We start from the raw sequence: 20,867 nt of genomic DNA, 5'->3' as shown, positions 1-20,867 counted from the left end.
CTGGATGTCGTGGGGCGGGTTGCGTAGGAGGGCGGCAGCTCGCCGCCGGCGGGCCTTAGCGGGGCCGCCTTACTGCGTGATCTTTGCCTTGCCCAGCAACCGCGTGACCAGCGCGGTCGTGGCCCGCTCAAGCTCCTGCGCCTGCAACGCTTGCTCGATGCCGGGCCTGACGCTGTCATAGGCCGGGACACGGGTCGCGCGCACTTCGTCAACCTTGACCAGGAAGCGGCGGTTGTTCCAGGCCACGGGCGTGGCGCTCACCGCGCCGGCGGGCAGGGTGGACAGCGCCTGCGCAAGCGGCAAGGGCAGGTTCTGGGTCTGGCCTTCCTGCGCCGGCACCTTGAAGCTGAGCCAGTCCATCGCGCCACCGCTGGCCTTGGACGGCGCGAGGCTCACCTGCTGCGCCACCTTGGCAAAGTCCTCGCCGCCCTGGATGCGCGCAAGCGCGGCGGCGGCCGCGGCATCGTCGGCGAGCTCGATCAGGCGGCCCTTGTATTCCTTGTCGCCCAGGCTCGCCACGACGGCGTTGTAGCGCGAGCGCACCTGTTCCTCGGTGACCGCCGCGGGCTTGATATGGTCTTTGAGCCAGGCCTGGGTCAGGATGGCGTCCTTGGCCTCGCGCAGGGCCTGCTGCACATCGGGCCGCGCTTCCAGCCCCTTGGCCTTGGCCGCCTCCTGGCGAAACAGCTCGCGCGCGATCAGCTGCTGCTTGATGGCATTGCGTGTCGCGTCGTTGTCGGGGAGTTGTGCCTGCTGCATGGCGCGCGTGATCTGGTCATCGGGGATGGCCACGCCGTTGACCGAAGCGGCAAGGACAGGCTGCAGGCTGAAGGCCAATGCGGTGGTGGCGATAAGGCGAAATATCTGGGATTGCATGTTCGTTTCCTTTGACGTCGGGTATTGGGTATCGAAGTTCGGTGTTCGGTGTTCGGTGTTCTGTGTTCAGGCAGGCCGCTTCCAGCCCGGCTCATAGGCACAGCTCAATAAGTCCAGCTCAATAGGTCCAGTTGAGCGTGGCCAACAAAAGCAGCGCCTTTGTGCCCAGGTAGCCGGGCTGCACAAGCGGCACGCCAACCAGCAGCTCACTGGTGAATGTTTGCTTGGCCCACTGGGCCGAGAGACGAATGCCGGCGCCGGTGCCTGCCACCGCTTGCCAGTCATGGGTCGCGACCGATTGGGTCTGGCCGCCGTCCAGGAACAGGTACGGCTCCATGCGGATACCGGCCAGCGCCGGCGCGTTGGCCCACACCATCTCGTTGCGCAGATATGCGCCACGGTCGCCAGCGATGGCGCCTTCGCGGAAACCGCGCACGGTGCTGACGCCACCCGCGTAGATCTGCTCGGAGCCGAACAGCGCCACGTTGGCCCACTGCGCGACGAGCTGCGCGCGCCAGGCCAGCAGAGCCATATCGAATGCCCGCGGCAACGGCAGTTGCAGGCTCGCATTGGCATCGAGCTTGGTGAACTGCGCATGCGCTTCGTCAGAGCGGATGTCGGCGGGGTCGCGGGTGGCGTTGATCAGCCGCAACCCGCGCGAGACGCCGGCCTCGGCCGTGGCATATCCCTGCTGGTCGTTGGCGGCAAAGCGCCGCAATCCGCTCCAGGCCGCGCGCAGCACGGTGAGCCGCTGGGGATCCAGCTCCAGGTTGTTGATCTCGCGCGCGCTCTTGCGATAGGTGAGGGTCAGGTCGAAGGCCTGCCGCCCGCTCCGGTCGCGGGTGAGGACCCGGTTCCAGCCCAGCGTGTGGCCAAAGGTGCGGCCGTACAGCAGCGCGGTATCGCCAATGGCGGTCTGGTACTCGGATACCGAGCCGGTATAGCTGAAGGTGCTGTAGCCGAACGGCGCCGCCGCCGAGAGCACGGCCGCATTGGTATCGCGCGTGCCCACATAGCTGGCGGACACCGCCTCCTGCAAGCCCAGTGCGTTGTCGGCATCGATGCCCAGCCGCGTGCGCGAGATGCCCGTGGTCCGGCTGCCATAGTTGTCGACGCCGGCATTGAAGCGGAAACGGTCACCGGGCTGGTTGGCCAGCGCCACCACCGAGCTGCCCGGCGTTTGCCCCGGCAGTATCTGCAGCTCGGCGCGGTTGCGGCGCAGGCGGTTGACCTGGTCAACCCCTTGCTCCAGATCCTGCAGGCGCAAGGTGTCGCCCGGCGCGGGGAATTGCCAGCCGGTGCCGGCGTCTGTCAGCAGCCCGCCGCCCACGGTATCGCGCCATCCGCTATCTTTGCCGTCTCTGCTATCGCCACGATCTGCGCTGCCATCGCTGCCGCGCGAGCGGATGGCGCGCCCGTTGAGGCGGATCGATTCGACCGTGCCCGGCACAACGGTGACCATCAGCGCGCCGGAGGCAAGATTCTGCTCGCCCAGATAAGCGCGCGATGTGATAAAGCCCCGCGCCACAAAGGCTTCGGTAAAGCGCCGCAGCAACAGGTTGATGCGATTGGTCCCCAATGCCTTGCCAACGAACGGCACCGTGATGGCGCTAATCTCGGCATCGGACAGCACGGTGTTGCCGATCACCTCGATACGTTGGATCTCGAACGTGGCCGATGTCTCGGGCACGGATTCGATTGGTGTATCGGGCGGCAAAACCTGCTGGCTCTCGATCCGGGCCGGTGGCTGGGTGGCTTCACGCTCCAGGTCGCGCTGGCGCTGCTCGCGCAACAGGCGCTGTGCCGGGTCTTCCGGCGTGAGTTGTGGCAATGGCGCAGCCAACGGCGACGGTGAAGGCATGGGCGGTACCTGAGCCTGCACGGCACCGGCAAACACGACCGCCTGGGCCGCCACGGACAGCCCGAGCCGGAATCGGCGTGGCGTAGCGCGCCGCATCATTGCCACACCCAGGAAGTGAAACCGAGGTGGTTCTCGACGGTGACGGGAACGCGCTGGCGCGGGCGCGTCACCGTGGTGGTGCCCGCAATGGCCACGTCACCCTCGAAGCTGCCCCCATCCGTGACGGCATCGCCGCTGATGCGGGTGCGGCCCGCCGCCATCCAGCTGCCGCCGATGTCCGTGGCATAGAGCCTGGCCCAGGTGTCGCCAAAGAAGGCCTTGAAGCCCCGGTTGCGCGCGATCGCCGAGTAGCCGGTCACGCCGGCGGCGTAGGTCAGCGGCGCATTGACCGTCAAGTCACCCAGCGCCAGCACGCGCCCGCCCACGTTCGCGGCCAGCTTGCCCGCCTGGATGTCGATATGGCCGCCGGCGGACAACAGGCCTCCCGTCACGGTGGTGGTCGATGACGCCGAGGTGCGGCAGATGATCATGCAGCTGCGGGAGTAATGCGCGGCGCCGCTGGTGATCCCTTCGGTGCGGAACGTGTCAGCTGCGCGCACCTTGATGTCGCCGTTGTTGGCGTAGATTTCCCCGCCGGTGTTGATGACGTTGCGCCCGGTGAGCGTGGTGCCCTTGTCCGAGAGCAGATAGGCAATCTGCGCCGGCCGGTCAACCTGGCCATAGTCCACGTCAAAGCGCGCGCTGGTCTTGGTCAGCACCAGCCAGCGCTGGCCGCTGCCGGCCTGGTAGCTTGGCTGCTCGCCATTGGCGCCGGCTTGCTTGGTGATCTCGTTGCGCAGGTCGCCGCCGGCCGTCACGGCAAGGTAGCCGTTCGACAGCATGCGGCCATAGCGGTTGATGACATCGCCCCCGGCGCGGACCGCGACATCGTCGCCCGCACCGAAGACAACGCCGAGATAGTCGGGCGTGGAGGTATTGAGCACGGTGCCGCCCGTCAGCACGGTCACGGCACCGGCGGACTGCGCCTGCCCCGCGATGCGCGATTGCCCCTGGATCAGCGCGCCCTGGCTGGTCAGATCGCCGTCCGACTGCAGCAGCACGCCACCATTGGTGGCGACCAGCGTCGATTGCGCGGCGGCCGAGTCAAGCAATACCGACCCCGCATGCAGCCGCACATCGGTCGCTGCCAGCACGCTGCTGTCACGCTGGACATAGCTGCCGGTGGCATCGATGGCCACGGAGCCGCCGGAGGCGCGTATGGCGGTGCCCTGCAACGCAAGATCGCGCACCTGGATGCCGGTGCCGGCCACGCCGTCAACGTCGGTGCCGGACAGCGCCGCCGTATCTGCCTGGATGCTGAGTGCGCCATTGCGCGAAGTCAGCGCCGTGCGCGTGTCAGCCTGCGTGGTCTGGAGCCGCGATGTCGCAATGACGAGGTTGCCCGCGGCCGAGGCCTGCGTGCCGGCAAGCGCAATGCCCGCGCCAGCATCGAGCAGCCCGATGCCGCCGCTGGCGCTCAGCACCGAGCCGGTCAGCCTGATGGGTTCGCTGTGTGCCTGGCCTGCCGCGCCAATCACCAGATCCCCCGTTGTGTGGGTGCCGGCTGCCAGCGTGGTGGCAAAGAGGTCAATGCGGTCGGAGGTGACTTGCAGATGCCGGCCGGCATCCAGGCTGCCTGTGCCAAGCATGCCGCCAGTGCCAATCACCACATCCTGCAGCGCCTGGATCTTGCCGGAGGCGAGCTGCAGGTCGCCGGTGCCGGAGACCGCGAAATCGCCGGCGGTGGCGTAGGCAGAGCCGGCGTGCCGTACGCCCGCGCCCTGATCGGTAACGAGCAGCTCGATACGGCCCGACACGAGGCTACCCGCGCCGGTGATGTCCACTGCAATGCCCTTGCCGCGGATGTCCTCGGGCGCCGTGTACGTGATCCAGTCAGTCCGGTTATCGGTGGCCGAAGGGCCCGTATTGACCTCCGCCTCGCTGGTTCCCGCAACCAGCCGCAGATTGGCGGTGGTGCTGCTGTAACGGTTCTCGATCCTGCCGCCAATGCGAATCTGCTTGGCAATCAACTCAAGCTGGAGCAGTTCACCGGACAGCCCTTGCGGGCCGATCTCAAGCAAGCCCTGACTGGTCTTGATGGTGATGTTGCTTTGTGCGGCCACATTGTTGAGCGTCGTCAGGTCAACCTGCCCGGTGGTCAACGCCAGCTTGCCGATGTTGTGCACCGTCATGCCGTTCACGGTGATCCCGTTGGGATTGGCCACGATGACATTGGCGCGGTTTCCCAGCACATTCAACGGCCCTTCAAGCAAGGACGGATTGGTGCTCGTGACCTGATTCAGGATGGTGCGGGCGAGCACCGCGCAGTTATCGAGGTCGACGCCGGCGCGCGGGACGTTGAAGTCCCGGTAGGTGTTGGTCGATACACCGCCAACCGCATTGGTGATGCCAACGGTGACGCGGCCGTTGGCCCCCACCGTGACCGTGGGCGCGGTCTTGCCGCCATCGGGCACCACGCCAGCGGCAAGACAAGTGCCCGTGCCAATGCCAGTGAGCAGGAGCGCTCCCCAGGCCAGAGCGGAAAGCCGCAGGCCATGCGCCGCCATGGCGGCGACCGTCGTCTTTTGGTGCTCCATTCCAGTCTCGCCATGCCGCACGGGGTCTCTCCCATTCTCAAAGTGCGCGCCGACGAAATCGGATAAGACGATGCTTAAGACGCTTCCCATGCTCAACAAGGAAACGCTGCTGCCGCTTCTGCCAATTCTGCCGCGCTGAATTTTGACGCGACATTAGCAGAATGCCATTGGAAAAAATTTGGGAAATTTCCCAATCTTCCGGCGTTTATTCGCTTCTGATGGTTCGGCAAACGCATCAGCCAATGGATCTAACAAAAATTCAACAATTGTGTCCGCAACAACGGCCATGCTTTAATCAGGTGTTAGTGAAACTGAAAACAGGATCCCCATCGATCGTTCCACAGGGGCGACGATCGCTCGTAAAGGGGCGAGAGGAAGGAAGGTGTGCGTCTATAACGGCGGCCCGGCAACGAGGCTTCACCCTACGTTGGGAGGGCGGGGCGCGCGGGCCGATGACAGCTGCCTCACCGAGGCAGCAGCAATGCGCTGCGCGACAATTGGGCGGTGTGATTGCATCGAACGGAGTGTGGCGAGCTACGCCAACCCAGGCTGGCCACCAACCCGCACCGCAAACGCGGCCTCCGGCCTCGCGGAAAACCGGCCGATATCGTCACCGTTGCCCCCAACCCGGTTGCGGAGGATTTTGGTCGCAAGAACGCGCCAATGTTCGTAGAATGTTGCCACCCGCCAGCCTCAACCAGGGAGCGCAGCAATGAAAGAAAGCCCAGCGCCAGCCGCTTCCGGCAATGCCGCAGCGCTATCCACCAGTCGCCCTCCCTCCGACCTGGCCGACGAGATGCTGGCATTCGAGCAAACGGTATTGCGGCTGATCACGCGCAATATGCCGCTCCCCGCGCTGCTCGCCGAGGTGTGCCGCCGCGCCGAGGCGATGTTTGGCGAAGGGCCGTCATGTTCCATCCTCCTGCTCGATGGCGATGGCACGCACACGAAATTCGGCGCGGCGCCTTCGTTGCCGGACGCGTTCAGCGCGGCGATTGACGGACTCCAGATCGGCCCCGGCGCCGGTTCATGCGGCACGGCCATGTTCGAGCGGCGCATGGTGGTGGTGGAAGATATCGCGACGGATCCCTTGTGGGACGACTATCGGCAGCTTGCGTTGCCGATCGGGCTGCGCGCCTGCTGGTCGATCCCGTTCCTGGACGATGCAGGCAAGGTGCTCGGGGCGTTTGCGGTCTATTACCGCGTCCCGCGGCAACCAACCGCCAAGGAAGAGACGATCCTGCGCAACATCGGGCAGAGCGTGGGCCTTGCCGTGCATCAGGATGCGATTGCGCAACGCCTTGCGCACAGCGAAGAACATCATCGCTTCGTTGTCGATCTCCTGAGCGAAGGCATCCTCGTGCTAACGCCAAGCGGTATCGTGCTGGCATGCAACCCAAGTGCGCAGCGCATGTTCCGCTCGGCGACGTCGCTGGTCGGCAGCAATATCTACGGCAACGTCGCGCGATCCTTTCATGACGACGGATCCCCGATCGCACTCGCGGACCGGCCAACGTCCCGCGTGATAGCAACGGGGCAACCGGTTCTCGGCCAGGTGATCGGGCATGAACTGATCCATGGCGAGATCCTCTGGGTCAGCGAGAATGTGGTCCCGATCATCAAGCCGGGCGAGACAACACCGGGTTCCCTGCTGGTCTCCTTCGTGGATATCGGGCCGGTACGCGACGCCACACAGCGCCTGAAGTATCTCGCGACGCGAGACTCCCTGACGGGACTGTTCAATCGCGGCTATCTTGCCGACCGGATGACCGACATACTCGCGCCCGGCCACGAAGACGGACAGGACCCGCCGCGCGTTGCCATCGTCTACGTCGACCTGGACGGATTCAAGCTGGTCAACGACTCGGCCGGGCATGAAACTGGCGACGCCCTGTTGCGCAGCGTCGCCCGGCGGCTGAGCGGATGTGTACGAGAGGACGACACGCTCGCACGCGTGGGCGGCGACGAATTCGTGATCGTGATACGCGGCTATCGCAACACCGAAGAGATCGCCGCGCTGGCCACGCAGCTTCTCGAGTCCATTGCATTGCCGTTCACGGTCGGCGAGAACGCCTATTTCCTTGGTGCCTCGATTGGCATCAGCCTGTTTCCGGAGGACGGCCGTGACGCCGCAACGCTGCTGCGCAATGCGGATTCCGCCATGTACTACGCCAAGCAACTGGGGCGCAACAGCTTCCAGTTCTTTACGGCGCCGCTCAACTTACGCATGCAACGCCGCTTTGCCGTGGAGCAATCGTTGCGGCGCGCGCTGACCGCGGGCGAGCTCAGTGTCGTCTACCAACCCATCGTGGACGGCCAGAGCGCAAGCGCGGTTAGCGCGGAAGCCCTCCTGCGATGGCACAGCGCCGAACTCGGCCACGTCTCGCCGGACGAGTTCATTCCGGTCGCGGAAGAGACAGGCATGATCGTAGCCATCGGCCAATGGGTGCTGGAGCGAGCGTGCGCGCAGGCAGCCGAATGGCGGCGAACCATCGCACCGGATCTTTCGATGGCCGTGAACCTGTCCCCGCGCCAGATCAACGCGGGGTTGGTGCAGATGGTCCAGGGCTGCCTCCAGCGCACCGGGCTCGAGCCCGGTGCGCTGGAACTGGAAATCACAGAGGGGCTGTTGATGATGGATAGCGAAACGGTGATGCCGGCGCTGACATCGCTGACCCGTACCGGCGTGAGGATTTCCGTCGATGACTTCGGCACGGGATACTCGTCGCTATCCTATCTGAAGCGTTTCCCGCTTCACAACCTCAAGATCGATCGATCATTCGTCGCCGGGCTTCCAGACAATCGCGATTCCACCGCGATTACCCGCGCTGTCGTCGCGATGGCCCACTCGCTCGGCATGAGCGTAACGGCGGAGGGCGTGGAAACCCCGGAACAGGCAGCCTATCTACGCTCCCTTGGCTGCGAGAGACAGCAGGGCTTTCTATTCTGCCGGCCCGTGGAGCCTGTGGAATTTGCGCGCCGGCTAGGCGAGCTTGGCTCGGCGGCGGAGGCAAAGTAGGGCAAATCCGGCGTACCGTAGCTCCCCTCTCCCATTTCATGGAAGAGGGGAGCAAACCAGCGTATTGCTGCTGGCCACTCGCTACCGCATGCCGTACTCACACAAAGTCCGAAGCACCGAACTTTCTAACGGATCAATACACCTGCCGCTCGCAACCAGACAGGAAGCCACGAGGCCACTGGATTCGGCCCCGGCAGCGGCGTTACTCAAGATCCTCCACAAGTACCTTTCCGTATGCGGCGGCGGCGCCAACGATGAAGCCAAGCACTTCAGCGCTCAGGCCATCGATACCCGAGAAGCCGCAAAAATAGAATCCATAGGGCGCCACGCTGGCAATGGCATCGGGCATTCTTCCCGAATTCCCCGACGACCGGAACTCGAAGCCGGAAGCCCCTTCGTGCCTGCCCCGCCGCCCGCACGATCGAGAATTTTCTCGGCGATGTCTTCTGACGGCAGGTCAACGACGATCTTGTATTCGATACCCATTCTGACGTCTCGGTAAAAGCTGGTGCTACCAGAAGCGCAGCGCCCCGCCCAGCATGAAGAAGATCAAGATCAGCCCGTGCTCTCCGAGCAGCAGCGGCGCGATCGTCAGCAAGCCCTGGAGGACCACCGCCACCTTCCAGCGCCTGGACAAGCCATAGCGCCACCAGTACAGCGCATGCAGGATCATGGTCAGGCCGTTGGCCACCCAGACCACGCCAAGGGCCATCATGTAGTTCTGCTGTGCGATCCGCAGCACCAGGAGCAGCACCCCCACCATCAAGATCAGAAGCGATCCGACGCCAAGCAGAGCACGGCCCGTGGTGACCGGGTCGGACGTAGATCGTGGCATTGCATTTCCTTTGTCAGCGCTGGGCACGCCAACCCGTGTTTTCAAGGTCAGCGTGTTTGTGTGCGCCGTTGCCAACCAATCCGGCCCGGCACATCCCGCAGGCAGGCTTCGGGATCGAAGCCGCGCCGAGTTTACAGCTTATGCCGTAGCCGGCATAGGCTGGGCTCGATCAGCGTGCGGGCGCACAACTGGACAACGTTTGTCCGGTCCGAATACGATGGCCATGGAAACTTCGGGCGATTCGTCTTTGCCGGCGGAGATCTTGCTGCCGATCGCTACGCTTGCGAAGCGCTATCGCGCCCGCCTTCAATAAGCCGCAGGAATTCCGTGACCATGCCTGATATCTGGCGTTGCTCCAGAATGCGCGTCTCGGAAAGATCCTCATCCGAGCCGTACATGAATCGCGCGCATGCTACCGGGCCGTCCCGCAAATGCCCCTCGACGCCGTCTGCGCCACAGAAGCGCAGGCGCAATGCGTCGAGAGCGCTATCCACAGCGTTTGCGTGCTTGCCCTCGCCGCGTCGCGACCTGAATTGCTCCGCGACCCATTCGAGGTCACCCGCGTAGCGCATGACGTGCACAAGATCCGCAGCATCCTTGTTCTCTGCGCGATCATCAAACGCCAGCGCTTTCAGGACAAGGAACGCCGTCACATCGGCGTAGCGCACCGTCTCCGTCGCGACCCCGCCGCCGTCAAGCAATTCAGCAGTGATCTCTCGTTGAGCAAACCAATCATGGACGATCCCGATATGATTGATGGCAAGCGCCGAGATGCCCTCACCGTCGACAGTACCCACCTTCCCACCAGGCAATTCTTCGCTTGTATCCCGCAGGAATTCGATCATCACATACTCGTGCGCGGATACCTGCCGCTGCCAGCGCCAGCTACTGGGCTTGCCATTGGCGTTCACATACCTCGCAAACCCCCAATCCTTCAACTGCCTGGCCAAGTCTCTGTATGCATCGCCAGCGGCAAGCACCTGCAAGTTCAGAACAATGTCTACATCAGAGGTGCCTGCGTGAGCCGGCACATCCGGCGGCTGCTCTGGCGTGAGGTAGCGCGGAACAAGACCGCCAACCAGACGCAAGGTCGGCTTGAGGGTGCCAAACCCACGGAGCAGGGTGATCAATGCCCGTTCGCAAGCGAGGGTGTGTTCTGCGTTGTAACCGTCGGCGCTTGCCGGTTTGGAGAAGGCCATGAGGTCAGATTTTCAGGATGTCCGAGCGAAGTTGCGAAGCAAGTTCCTTGTTGCGGCCGCGGCCGTCCAACAAGTCCAGGTACACGATGAACGCGCTGGCCATGTGCGAGGGAGCATCCGAGTGTTCTCCTGTGAATAAGGAACTCGCACCACTGCGCTCGATAAGGGTGACATTCGAGCCCTTCTCCACCTCCTGCAACCCCAGAGCCTTTGCGTAGTCGGGCGCGCTGCCAGGCGGAACAATGATCTCGGCGCTCTCCACGTGCGTAAGCAGCGGTGACACAGCATTCGCCGCAGCGGTGCTGGTGAATGCCCAGCCCCTCAGCGCCTCGCGTTCCAGCTTGTCGGTGATAGCCAGAAGCATCGCCTTCGGGTTGTGGGTGTATGCGAACCAGCGTGTTTTATGTTCCTTGCGAACACGCCAGGCGTCGGCCCACAAGTCAAGCAGCACACCTGGCTGTGCAAGTCGCCGGCGTAGCGTTCGCCCACTGCCTTTAGACTCCAGCAACTCCCGGCGTTCCAATTCTTGCAAGGTGAGCGACACCGTGTAGGCGGAGGTTTCGGCGAGGCTGGCAATCTCAAGCCCGGTCAGCCATTTCTGATGGGAATGGAGCAGGGCATGGATGACCTGCTCCCTCGCGCCAGTGAAGAGCGATTCTGCGCGCCGGGGCGCACCTGGTTTCGCCAGGCGATCGATGTTGATCAACCAGTCCTTGTGCTTAAGGTACAAACTTCCACTGGCGTCGAAGTAGCCGATGTTGCGCTCGCGCAAGATCTCCCGCGCCCCCGCGCTAAGTTGCTCGGCAATCACGAAAAGGGCGGTGTTGCTCGCGTCTTCCTGGGACAGTCGATACTCCTCCAGCCGCCACACGGCATTCCGGATGTCGCGCGGGTAGCCTACCCGCAGGATCTCGGCAGCGAGCCGAAGGTCAGCACCCTCCACACTCACGAGCAGGTCCAGCCGACCAGGGCGCCCATGGGCCTGAAACGGTACTTCTGTGCACCGTTGCCCAGACAGCCGTTTTTCGGTGGCGCCTTCGAACGCTTCGACAAACCGCGCTATCAACGACTCGGTGAAATCGGAATTCATGTGAATTTGCTGTGCAGCAAAATGGTTTGGCTCGCACCTAGTTTAGCTATTATTTATTGTTTTGCTGTACAGCTAACCATGAAAAATAGCTAAATATGTTTTTAGCTGCACTTTTTCAATAGCCCCTCGGGCCGATTGCGGCACGCAGGGCGCCCGGTGCTTCACGCACAGACCTGCTCACAGGCATTCGTTTCCCCATCGAACTCCCGGCGCTTCGGTATTTTTCGGCATGGATAGCCGGCTGCCGGCACGCGTGCGCGCAGCAGGCCGGCCTTGCCTGGCTCGGCGGCCACGCGGCGCCAGCTTGCGTCGAGCTGGTGGTGATCGACATTGTCGAGGGCGCTGCTGGAGATCCAGGTTTTCTCGCCCGTGACCACATGGCACGCGCCGTCGCAACGTGCGCTGCAAAGCCAGGTCCTGCCTGGCGGAATCGAATAACCCAGCCTTGCATGGGGCTTGAGCGTAGAAAGCGACGCCGAAGGTTCGGCGCCACACAGATCGCCTCCCGCACAAGGGAATAATGTTCAGAAGCGCCGAGCCAGCGTGACAGACCCAGACCACCTCAACAGAAGAGGGGGCAAAACAATATGCATCACCAAGCGGTACGAGCCGCAATGATTGCGGCCGTTGCCCTGTTTGCCGCTGCCGCAGCCTATGCGCAAACGCCAGCGAGCCAAGGCGACGTCAGCAAGGCGCAAAGGATGTCGGTCTGCCAGTGCGTAGCCGACCTTCTTTTCATGGCCGCTCAACAGCGCGATACGGGCGTGCCCAGGCAAGATGTTCTGAAGCAACTGAGCCAGGTCGGCGAGGGCGACCCGATCTTTCTCTCCACGGCCACCGAGGCGACCAACATTGCATACGACATGCCGCAGATATCGCCAGCGAAACTGAGGCAGGTTCACATCGACAGGTGCGGGGAAAAAGGGCAGATGAAGAACATGCGCGCCAAACCTTAGGCAGCCACGCCATCAGCATTCTCGATGCACTGCGGGTTCTTTGCCGCAGCCCGCCGTTTGACAACAGGCTGCCGGACAGGCAGACGTCATCCGGCGCACGCCTACCGAATCTGCGAGGTCGGTTCCGGGCCTGGACAGCAAGGGTGCGGGCACCCCGGCATGAAATTGATATGCGCAAAGTTCGGTGGCTCCGCCGACTTGCCAGGCTTGTAGCGGGGGATCTCCATGGAAATCATGCTCACCGGCACACCAAAGGTCGTCAGCCAATGCGCCAGGTGAGATACGCGCTTGCGTGCGAGCGCATTGCTGACACCAACGGTGGGGGCCTCGTAGACGAGAATGTGAAACTCCTTCTTGTTCTCAAAGGCTGCCGGGTCGTCGATCATCCACTCCGCCAATCTGCGAACTTCCGAAGCCGGCAGGCGATCCGCACCGGGCTCGAAATTGCTGTTGAAGGAAATGTCGAAGCTGCACGCCAGCGCGGGCTGCGCAAGGATTGCAGCCGCTGCAGCAACGCTGCGGATGTACTTAGACAATGACATAGGCGGCCACGTTATCTGCATTCTCAATACACCTGGGATTCTTTGCCGCGGCCTCCCGCTTTGCTCTGAATAGCGGATAGAAAGGATCCTCGGTCGCCATCGCATCCTGGAAGTGGGAAACCTCATGGACAAGCGTTAGTAACTGCGAGTCCACGCTGTCGGAGTAGGGCGATAAGCCGCAGAATTTCAGTGCAATGGCGATGGTGTGCGTCTTCGTATCGGGAGCGCAAACGGCAGCCGCGAGTTCCGGATTGTTGCGAGTTTTAGGCGTGCAACCGATGTACTCCATCGTCTCGTCGGAGTATCGAACAAAGTTGTCGGCGGTCAGACTCCGGAGGATCGACTCGATACGGGGAATTCCCTCAAGCAGGCGTTGGCGGACCCTTTCATCGGATACGCCAAACCACGTCTCGACTCGCGCCCGATCCGCATGGCCCCACCGTCGAAGCTCCACCAACCGCTTGCCGCAGCGCAGTACAGCCACGTCGCGGAGCCTGAGAACGAGGCTGCCAAACTCCGCGTTGCTCATGCTCGCACAGATCCGCTCCGGATCATCCACGAAGCGGCTTGGCACGGCAGACAGCTTCTCAGCGGCGCTGGGTGCGTAAGTGCCTGGCGCAGCCGAAGGCTGGATGCGGCCTCCCGGGTTCACCTGAATGATGAAATCCCGCTGTGACGGAATGACCAGTGGCTTGTCCGCGCATTGGCACATCACCCTGGCGCCCCGCACCAGAATCTGGCGCCCGTCCATGAGCGTGAACTGCGGATAGGCGTCGTTCATCACCGGGCCACCCACCTTGCAAGCTGGACAGGTAGCGTGGTCGCCCTCCGCCGCGACGGCGACACCGTGATGCGTAACGCCGGTCACCGTGGAAATCAGCACCCCGCCTGTGCCGGTCTTGTCGCGATGTTTCAGGGCTTCTCGCATATCGTGCATGTATTGCTCCACTGTCAGCTCGCCGACACGCAAAGTGGTCGGACACCCTGCCAATGTGCCCACGGATCGCGTGATCGGCTTTGGGAAGTTTCTGCAAAAACGCGAAGAAAATTCCCTTAGTGAACGGGAATGCGCCATGAAGTTGGCAGGCGGATTCTCATCCGGATGCTGCGCAAAGCGGCGGCGGTCTTCGCTCGGCTTCCCGGCTACTCGATCCGCCCCGCATCATTGGCAACCTGCAACGCGGGCGCGGATCGCGAACGAGCCCCGCAGGCCCGGGTACAGCGCCCGCACCGGCCCAATGCCTGATCCAGCTGCTGCCTTAGCGGCATCAGCAAGACATGCAGCCGGCTATCGCCCGCGTGCAGGTTCAGCAGCGAGATGACAGATTCCAGATGCGCGCGGATGCGCAGCAGTTCGTGGCAGCCTTGGTGGGTAGCCTCGTGGCTCGGACCGGGATCGTTGCTCGGCAGCAAGGGGGCGGCGATCGGCCTGGCTTCCAGGGCGGCTTCCCGTGCTTCGGCAGCGGTGCGCGGGCGACGTTGGCGGGCGGTCATGGGTGGCTCCTGTTTTGTGATCGAGGGGCGATCTCGGGCATCGGCATGTGGATGTGCGGCGTTGGCGGCCATCGTCTTGGCACGAGGTGTTCGGCGGGTGCTTGCCTCGATAGGCGTGTGACTCCCCACCGCCTGTGGCAGTGCGGGCCGCGGTGCAGGTGTGGGCAACGGGTGTGGCTTAGTACAGCGCTTGCACGCGGTTCACTGCCTGGTCCAGCTGCTGCTTTAGCGGCGCCAGCAGGGCATGCAAGCCGTTGTTGGCGGCTTGCTCGTCGGCCTGTAGCTCCAGCAGGAGCAGGAGGGATTCCAGGCCTGCGCTGACGCGCAGGAGGTCGTGGCAGGATTGGTGGATGGTTTCGTGGGTTGGGGTGGTTTCGCCTGCCCGGGCGAGGGGCTCAGCGATCAGCTTGGCTTCGGTGGCTGCCTCTCGTGCTTCGGCGGCACTGCGGGGGTGGCGTTGGCGGGCGGTCAAAGGCTTCTCCTCGTTTGAGATGTCAGTCGAGATGCTCTGCGAAGCGCCCTCGCGGTACAGCGCAGATCCGTAGGGCGCAGAAGCCCCTTCGCATGGTCCATAATGCGGCTGATAATTCTCGGCGCGAGCGCATACGCCCCCCCCTCAAAAGAGAGGTCGCAAGTGCGTTCGTTGTCGTGCGGCGCGAATAGGTTGGCCCACGCCGAGGTGTCGCGAGTAGTTAAGCCAACACCGGCGCGCGCGGCAGAGGGCCACTGCTCGCACGCTGCCAGCTCACACCTCCGTTCGGGTCATCGAACGAGGCTAAATTTACCTAGTAAAGCTTAAATAGCCCAATTGAAATGCGCGATCGGGTAGAAGAATTGATAGATTTCGTTGCAGGCGGGCACCGGCGCTTCAAGCGCATGGAGGAGCTAACCGGGGTGAAATCCGATAGCTGGAAGAACACGTGCCGCAATCAGCAGCGCGTGACCCAGGAGATGGTGGAGGCTATTGGGGCGGTGTGGCCTCAGTATGCGTACTGGCTCGTCACTGGGAAGACGGACGAGGAGCATGGGCATACATCGCCGATTCGGGATCGGATTGCGCGGGACCAGGAGAAGGTCAGGAAATCGGAAGAGTAATAGGCGGCACAGTGTCCCCGCGGCAGCCGTAAGTACGGCTGCCGCGGGGACACTGTGCATTGGATGGGGTAACCATTTCTATGCCACATTTACTTTCATTTCAGTCATTTTATTCCCCAAAATACCTCAGCAACGCTTTTCATAACTCTTAACAGGCTGCTGAAATACCAAGTCAAACTGGACCACTACACACCGTCTCGCTGATCCTCAGGATTGCCTAACCTATCATTGCACGTCGGCACCGGAAGACGAGAAAAGCTGATTGATAAGGTCGCATACGATATCGAAAGTTCGTAGTACCGTTGGATGTAGCATCGTGGAACCATGCGCATACTCGTTGCGAATCTTAGGTAGGCAATCGATAAATGCACTGATCCAGTCGTACCTCAAATCCTCCTCAGTGGGCCGTACTGTGGCGGGGTCGATCGTTATGGTGGTGATTCCGAGCTTGGACATTTTTTGTATTTGGTCAAACTCAAAACGCGCTCGAGCCCGTTCGCGGGCCAACTGATCCCCGATTCGCAGCCTACTGTTGGCGATTAGACCGAGCCGCTGGGCCTCTCTCAACCGATCGCTCAGGCCTGTAGATTTTTTACTTCTTCGCGCTATTGGACTGTCGCTTTTTGATTCAAGGCGGCTCCGAAGTGCAAATTCTAGGGAACTCAACGCCTGTTGCTCGGCCACCGCGTGAAAGCGATAGACGAACCACGCGTAGGCGTAGAGGTTCTTGGCAGTCTCAAAGTGAAGCCTGACCGATTCGGGTACGGCACTCTCCAGCACGTACGGTTGGATGGTCTCAAGATGGTCACTCAATTCCTGCGGCCTAACCTGACCAGCGCTATCGACAAGTCCAAAGAAGGCATTGCGAGGATCGGGATGCACTATGTCATTTTCATCGCGCAAGGCATCGCTTGGATCAATCATCTTGATTGCTCATCATCAGTAGTCATCTAATGCCGTAACAGTAGCATCACGGAAGCGCGTCTGGGTCTCGAATTCTCCTTGCATCCACACCGGTCAAACGGCCCATTCTGAGGATGCAAGCGTCATGCATGGCATGATGTTCGGGACGCAAAGCACGGTATCTGAGGGCGTCATTGGTCGACTTACCATGCGCAAGGAATTGCAATGCGGACATTGCGTCATGGGCTCACCCTAACTGGCACCACTCTTCCTCGTGCTCATCGGCTGCAGGGAGGGCCGAGCTGAATGTCAATCCGGAGGCGAAGCCGTCAGTCATTCCCGGCACCTTTTTCAGGGATTTTTTTCAAGTAACGCGGAAATCAACGGCACCGCAATATCATATCCACGCAGCTGCTTAGGCCATCGCACAGGGATACCGGCCAGCCCAAAGTGGATTCCGGCGAGCCCGCCGGCGACGCGGGCTGTCGTATCGGTGTCATTTCCAAAATGGACAGCCGTCCTGACTACGTCCTCGAACGTCGACTCTTCGAGCGCGCGCCGCGCAGACAAGATCGTGTCGAGCACGTATCCCGTGCCGCGCGGTGCGTCATGCTTCGGAAGGCCTCACAGGACGTCCAGCTCGCGGAGATATCGCTGCCTTCCCGCGCGTCTGGCCACGTCTTGTAGACCTCTTCGAGACGACCATCTGCCGATGCCCACGGGTCCGCAAGACCTTGCAGGTAGCCGGTCGCAACGAGGCAATAGAAAGCGCATGCAACCCGCGCGCCTCTCCGCCCGACAGCAGCGTTAGCAGGTACTGGCGCGCCGACATGCCTCTCGAACAGCGCGCCGGCGAGTCCGGCAGCCGCGGGGCTGACGGCGCCACGTGGCACCTTGCGCATACGCTTGACCGCCGGTGCCTTAGCAGCGTTCGCGGCTGCGCGATTGGGCTTAGGCTTGGGCTGTGTCGTCATAGTCAACGTCGTTAATCTGGCGGGTCGGCTGCTGCGGCCGAAACGCGCAACAAAACAACTTAGAACTGCTTGGTTTGTATGCAGTCCTGCGCATAATAGTACGGATCAACATGCGCCGGCGGCGTTTCGCTGCGTGCCTATTGAGAACCGAATATCGGCGCGACCTACTGCGTTTCCCCAATGAATGAGTTGCACGACGCCACTGCCTCGAACGACCGCTATGCCCACGTTCAACGGATGACCGCTCCTTTGGGGGCCAGGAGCGGTCATTGTGCGATGATCCGAACTCAGGCCTCTTACAACACCGTGCGCTCCATTAGGAGGGCACCGTCTCTGACTTTGGCTTTAAGGGTAGCCCGGCATGCTGAGTATCGAGGCAAAGGGGGACTGCTTTCAATCCTTCCGCACCAGTCCGGTAAAGCCAGCGACCGCCAGGGTCGTAATGATCCATCCCGCGGCCATGTGGAACCACAGATAGACACGCAGCCAGAAGCCGCAGCGCTCCGGTCCCGGATCGCACCTCGCCCTGTCGTCGGGACGCCACGACTCTTTCTGCTGCAGGTTCAGAATGGGCACGAACGTCTCGACGGCGTAGGCGACCGCGTTGAACGAAGGGTAACCCGATGGAAGGGCCTTACCCTGCTTCAGGGCTGCCTCCGCCAACGGATTGACCGGGACCATCAAGCTGTCGGCTCCCGTGTAGAAGAACATACAGAGCGCGATCAGAAAGGCGGGGGCAAAGCGCAGCGCTCGTTGCGGCCGGTAGCCAAATTGGATCGTTGCGCCATAGAGCCTGTGCATCCATCTCCCCACCCTGCCTTCGGTACTGTGCTTGCTCATGTAGGCCTGTTTTGCGATTGCGATCTTGCGAGCATCCCGTTCGTGCCCCTGCTTCTTAAGGGCTTGGATCAATTGCTCGTGGGGCTGGAGCGACACCGGGTCCGCCATGAGCGGTTTCCGAGCAGCGTCGCTAGACCGGCACTTGCCGTGCTCGAGCCAGCGCAGCCGCTCGGCCGAGACGGCTGGGACGATCGTGGCGTAGGTCAGTCCTTCTAGTCTCAGGGTGTGGGCCGACGACCAACTGGCCTCGGCATCGAAGTATGAGCCGACGGTTGCGTCCCGCAGATCGATGCCGCCGTTTGTCGTGAAGCCCTGCCGCAAGTCGAGCGAGCCCTTGACCTTCATCCTCTCGGCACGAAGCGCGTCGCCACCGCGGTTCAGGATCCACATGCCCGAAAGATCGACGCTGCCCTCGATCGAGGCCTTGCTGACGTTCATCTCGCCTAGCAAGCGTGCCTCCTGGAAGCGCGCGTTGTCGCCGAACGTACGTCCGGCGTCGACATCGCCCTGGATCGAGGCGCCGAGCAGTGAAATCGCCACGTCCTTCCTGTTGAGAACCAGGCAGCTCGCAAGACTTAGGCTGCCGGCAATGTGCGCACGGTCAAGGAGGAGCGCGCCCCTGGCCGTGAATCCTCCGTCGAAGCGCGCTTCGCTGCCGATAGAGCAGCCATTGGCGTACAACGCCGCATTGCGGCGGCGACCAGCTCCGCGGGTAGCCGCAATTGTCGTGCGTGAGAATGAAAGCCGGCCCCCGACGGACGCGAGTTCTAGCCATGCAGTCCCCATCAACGTGGCAGCGGTCAGCAAAAGATGCCCGCCGATGCGCGCACCGCTTAGGTTCAACGAAGTTGCCGTGCCGTTCCCGTAGATCGAATTTGACGAATAGAAATCACCTTCGACGACTGCACCGTAAAACAAACCTCCACCCGGTGCCTCGAACCCATCGCCAAGAAAGAGACTACCCTTGCAGCGAAGGCCATCCGCCTGTAGGCGAGCGCCAGCGCTCAACTTGGCGCCGTCCAGGAACAGGTGGCCGCCGATCTGGGTCCGTGTGAGATCTAACTCTCCTTCAAACCTGCTCTTAGATAGGTTCACTGTGGACCCCACGCTGGCCCCGCTCCACTTCGCGGTGCCGACGACCTTGCAATTCGCGCACGAGGCAAACCGGTGAATCGTGGACTCGCGGAGATCGAGTGCAACACCGCCCTCGCGCTCGAACGTCGATCCGATGGCATTGAACTCGTCGCCGACGTAGGCACCAAACAGTTCGACACTGCCCGAGGCCTTAAACTGCTCGCCCAGTAGGAGGCTGCCCCCGCAGTGAAACCCTCGCGCCTTCAAGGCGCGACCACCGGGATTGGTGAGTCGAGCCGCGAAGAAGATCGCATCGTTCCCGACTATGGCCCGTGCCAAGATAAGCTCCCCGTCAATGCGGGCGGCCTGCGCGATCAAGCGTCCCTCGATCTTGAGATCCAGCATGTCGCCCGCGGGCCGGGCCCGGGCACGGATTCGGGCATTGGATAGATCGAGATGGCCGTCGATGAAACTGCGCGTGATGCGTACTCCACCCAAGCACCGTGATCGGTATTTCGCTTCGCCGCTTCGAAGCACGAGCGACCCCTTGATCCGACTCCCATACACGTTGAGCGCCGCGTTTCGGCGGGCCGTGAGCCGTGCTCCCTGAACATCCAAGTTGCCCTCCAGCACAGTTCCGAAAACACGCACTTGGCCCAGGCTTCGAAACCCGTTGCGCAGCAGAATCGACCCGCCGATCTTGGCTGACTCAATTAGCAACGCCTCCATCGAACGCGCGGCAACGATGGCGCCCGCGCACTCGAGGTTCTTCCCGATCTGGGTCGAGAACAGGCGGATGTGACCATCGCTTCGAAAGCCTTCGCGCATGTTCACGGCACCCCCGATGTTGGCGCCCTCCAGATTCAGCGCACAGCCGCCCGGCGACGACAGGTGGGCCTTGTCGAGCTGTAGGTTCCCATTGATGGCTGCGCCTTGAAGTGACAGTTCGCCCCTCACCCTAAGCCCGGTCAACACGAGCGAGCCTTCAAGTCGAATTCGATTGGCTTTCAGTTCGTCGACCGTGGTGTCGCAGATTCGGACATAGGGAAACTTCGCATGGTTGAGCCGGACCGCACCCGCGATCACGCAGTCCTGAATGCGCAAGGGAAAGCTGCAGTTTATCGACTCGAGATCAAGCGTCCCGTCGATAAGGACCCGCTGAACGCGCAAGCCCTTCGTGTCGATTGCTGCCGCAGCCTCGCTGGAGGTGCATAGCCAGCGCAAGAGCCCTGCGCGGACACGGGCGACCGGCGGCGAAAGGTCCGTGCCGGCGGGCGCCGTGCCCTCTTCCGAATCCGGCTCATGCCCGGGCTTAGACTCGATTGCCTGCAATAGCCCCACTTCGGCCGCCGACAGCGGTCCCCACAGGGACTGAGCGAGGGGCACCAGTTTTGTCGCGAGCGAACCCCGTGCCTTGCTTGACCGATTGCGTCGCGCGTGGGTTCCGCACATGGGTTCTCCTCCTCGAATCTG

At 62.4% G+C, this 20,867-nt stretch carries 17 protein-coding genes; 2 read left to right on the top strand and 15 right to left on the bottom strand.

Going from position 1 to position 20,867, the window contains the following annotated elements:
• Positions 1–69 precede the first annotated feature (69 nt).
• The 3 genes from RR42_RS00145 to RR42_RS00135 all read right to left on the bottom strand — a co-directional run bounded on the left by RR42_RS00145 (position 70) and on the right by RR42_RS00135 (position 5,373).
• Positions 70–876, bottom strand: coding sequence for a peptidylprolyl isomerase (locus RR42_RS00145; protein ID WP_043342646.1), 807 nt, complete (start codon positions 874–876; stop codon positions 70–72).
• A 118-nt stretch (positions 877–994) separates the two neighbouring features.
• On the bottom strand, positions 995–2,836 hold the full coding sequence (locus tag RR42_RS00140; RefSeq protein ID WP_144409713.1) for a ShlB/FhaC/HecB family hemolysin secretion/activation protein: 1,842 nt from the start codon (positions 2,834–2,836) through the stop codon (positions 995–997).
• Positions 2,833–5,373 (bottom strand): filamentous hemagglutinin N-terminal domain-containing protein, encoded by a 2,541-nt coding sequence (locus RR42_RS00135; protein WP_236701946.1) that lies wholly within the window; start codon positions 5,371–5,373, stop codon positions 2,833–2,835. The genes RR42_RS00140 and RR42_RS00135 overlap by 4 nt, the downstream gene beginning before the upstream one ends.
• Positions 5,374–6,085: 712 nt before the next feature.
• Here RR42_RS00135 and RR42_RS00130 point away from each other — a divergent pair.
• On the top strand, positions 6,086–8,392 hold the full coding sequence (locus RR42_RS00130) for a putative bifunctional diguanylate cyclase/phosphodiesterase (protein ID WP_043342645.1): 2,307 nt from the start codon (positions 6,086–6,088) through the stop codon (positions 8,390–8,392).
• Between the two features lie 202 nt (positions 8,393–8,594).
• On the opposite strand, the gene RR42_RS40350 is transcribed toward RR42_RS00130, so the two are convergent.
• The 5 genes from RR42_RS40350 to RR42_RS00110 all read right to left on the bottom strand — a co-directional run bounded on the left by RR42_RS40350 (position 8,595) and on the right by RR42_RS00110 (position 11,893).
• On the bottom strand, positions 8,595–8,741 hold the full coding sequence (locus RR42_RS40350) for a hypothetical protein (protein WP_158408255.1): 147 nt from the start codon (positions 8,739–8,741) through the stop codon (positions 8,595–8,597).
• Positions 8,742–8,903: 162 nt separating this feature from the next.
• Entirely contained in the window at positions 8,904–9,227 is a 324-nt protein-coding gene (locus tag RR42_RS00125) for a hypothetical protein (protein WP_043342644.1), read from the bottom strand.
• A 275-nt stretch (positions 9,228–9,502) separates the two neighbouring features.
• A complete protein-coding gene (locus RR42_RS00120) occupies positions 9,503–10,426 on the bottom strand; it encodes a hypothetical protein (protein WP_043342642.1) in 924 nt (307 codons plus the stop codon).
• A 4-nt stretch (positions 10,427–10,430) separates the two neighbouring features.
• A complete protein-coding gene (locus RR42_RS00115) occupies positions 10,431–11,516 on the bottom strand; it encodes a type IV toxin-antitoxin system AbiEi family antitoxin (RefSeq protein ID WP_052494384.1) in 1,086 nt (361 codons plus the stop codon).
• A gap of 161 nt (positions 11,517–11,677) precedes the next feature.
• Positions 11,678–11,893, bottom strand: coding sequence for a hypothetical protein (locus RR42_RS00110; protein ID WP_043342637.1), 216 nt, complete (start codon positions 11,891–11,893; stop codon positions 11,678–11,680).
• Positions 11,894–12,130: 237 nt separating this feature from the next.
• Here RR42_RS00110 and RR42_RS00105 point away from each other — a divergent pair, with 237 nt between their 5' ends.
• Entirely contained in the window at positions 12,131–12,472 is a 342-nt protein-coding gene (locus RR42_RS00105; RefSeq protein ID WP_043342634.1) for a hypothetical protein, read from the top strand.
• A gap of 101 nt (positions 12,473–12,573) precedes the next feature.
• Here RR42_RS00105 and RR42_RS00100 read toward each other — a convergent pair whose 3' ends face one another.
• The 7 genes from RR42_RS00100 to RR42_RS00070 form a co-directional block, all read right to left on the bottom strand.
• Positions 12,574–13,008 carry a hypothetical protein gene (locus RR42_RS00100; RefSeq protein ID WP_043342631.1) on the bottom strand — a complete coding sequence of 145 codons (435 nt, stop codon included), beginning with the start codon at positions 13,006–13,008 and terminating at the stop codon, positions 12,574–12,576.
• Positions 13,001–13,951, bottom strand: a complete 951-nt coding sequence (locus tag RR42_RS38170) for a M35 family metallo-endopeptidase (RefSeq protein ID WP_052494383.1) — start codon at positions 13,949–13,951, stop codon at positions 13,001–13,003. The genes RR42_RS00100 and RR42_RS38170 overlap by 8 nt, the downstream gene beginning before the upstream one ends.
• 206 nt (positions 13,952–14,157) lie before the next feature.
• Entirely contained in the window at positions 14,158–14,508 is a 351-nt protein-coding gene (locus RR42_RS00090; protein ID WP_043342628.1) for a DUF1484 family protein, read from the bottom strand.
• A 178-nt stretch (positions 14,509–14,686) separates the two neighbouring features.
• Positions 14,687–14,980 (bottom strand): DUF1484 family protein, encoded by a 294-nt coding sequence (locus RR42_RS00085; RefSeq protein ID WP_052494382.1) that lies wholly within the window; start codon positions 14,978–14,980, stop codon positions 14,687–14,689.
• 848 nt (positions 14,981–15,828) lie between these two features.
• On the bottom strand, positions 15,829–16,527 hold the full coding sequence (locus tag RR42_RS00075; RefSeq protein WP_043342624.1) for a hypothetical protein: 699 nt from the start codon (positions 16,525–16,527) through the stop codon (positions 15,829–15,831).
• Between the two features lie 330 nt (positions 16,528–16,857).
• On the bottom strand, positions 16,858–17,091 hold the full coding sequence (locus tag RR42_RS38165) for an ADP-ribosylglycohydrolase family protein (protein ID WP_082054764.1): 234 nt from the start codon (positions 17,089–17,091) through the stop codon (positions 16,858–16,860).
• A 782-nt stretch (positions 17,092–17,873) separates the two neighbouring features.
• Complete coding sequence (locus RR42_RS00070; RefSeq protein WP_043342620.1) at positions 17,874–20,846, bottom strand: hypothetical protein; 2,973 nt, start codon at positions 20,844–20,846, stop codon at positions 17,874–17,876.
• Between the last annotated feature and the right edge of the window lie 21 nt (positions 20,847–20,867).

This window comes from Cupriavidus basilensis (assembly GCF_000832305.1).
GTDB classification, from domain to species: domain Bacteria; phylum Pseudomonadota; class Gammaproteobacteria; order Burkholderiales; family Burkholderiaceae; genus Cupriavidus; species Cupriavidus basilensis_F.
This window is presented reverse-complemented; position numbering and strand designations above follow the sequence as displayed.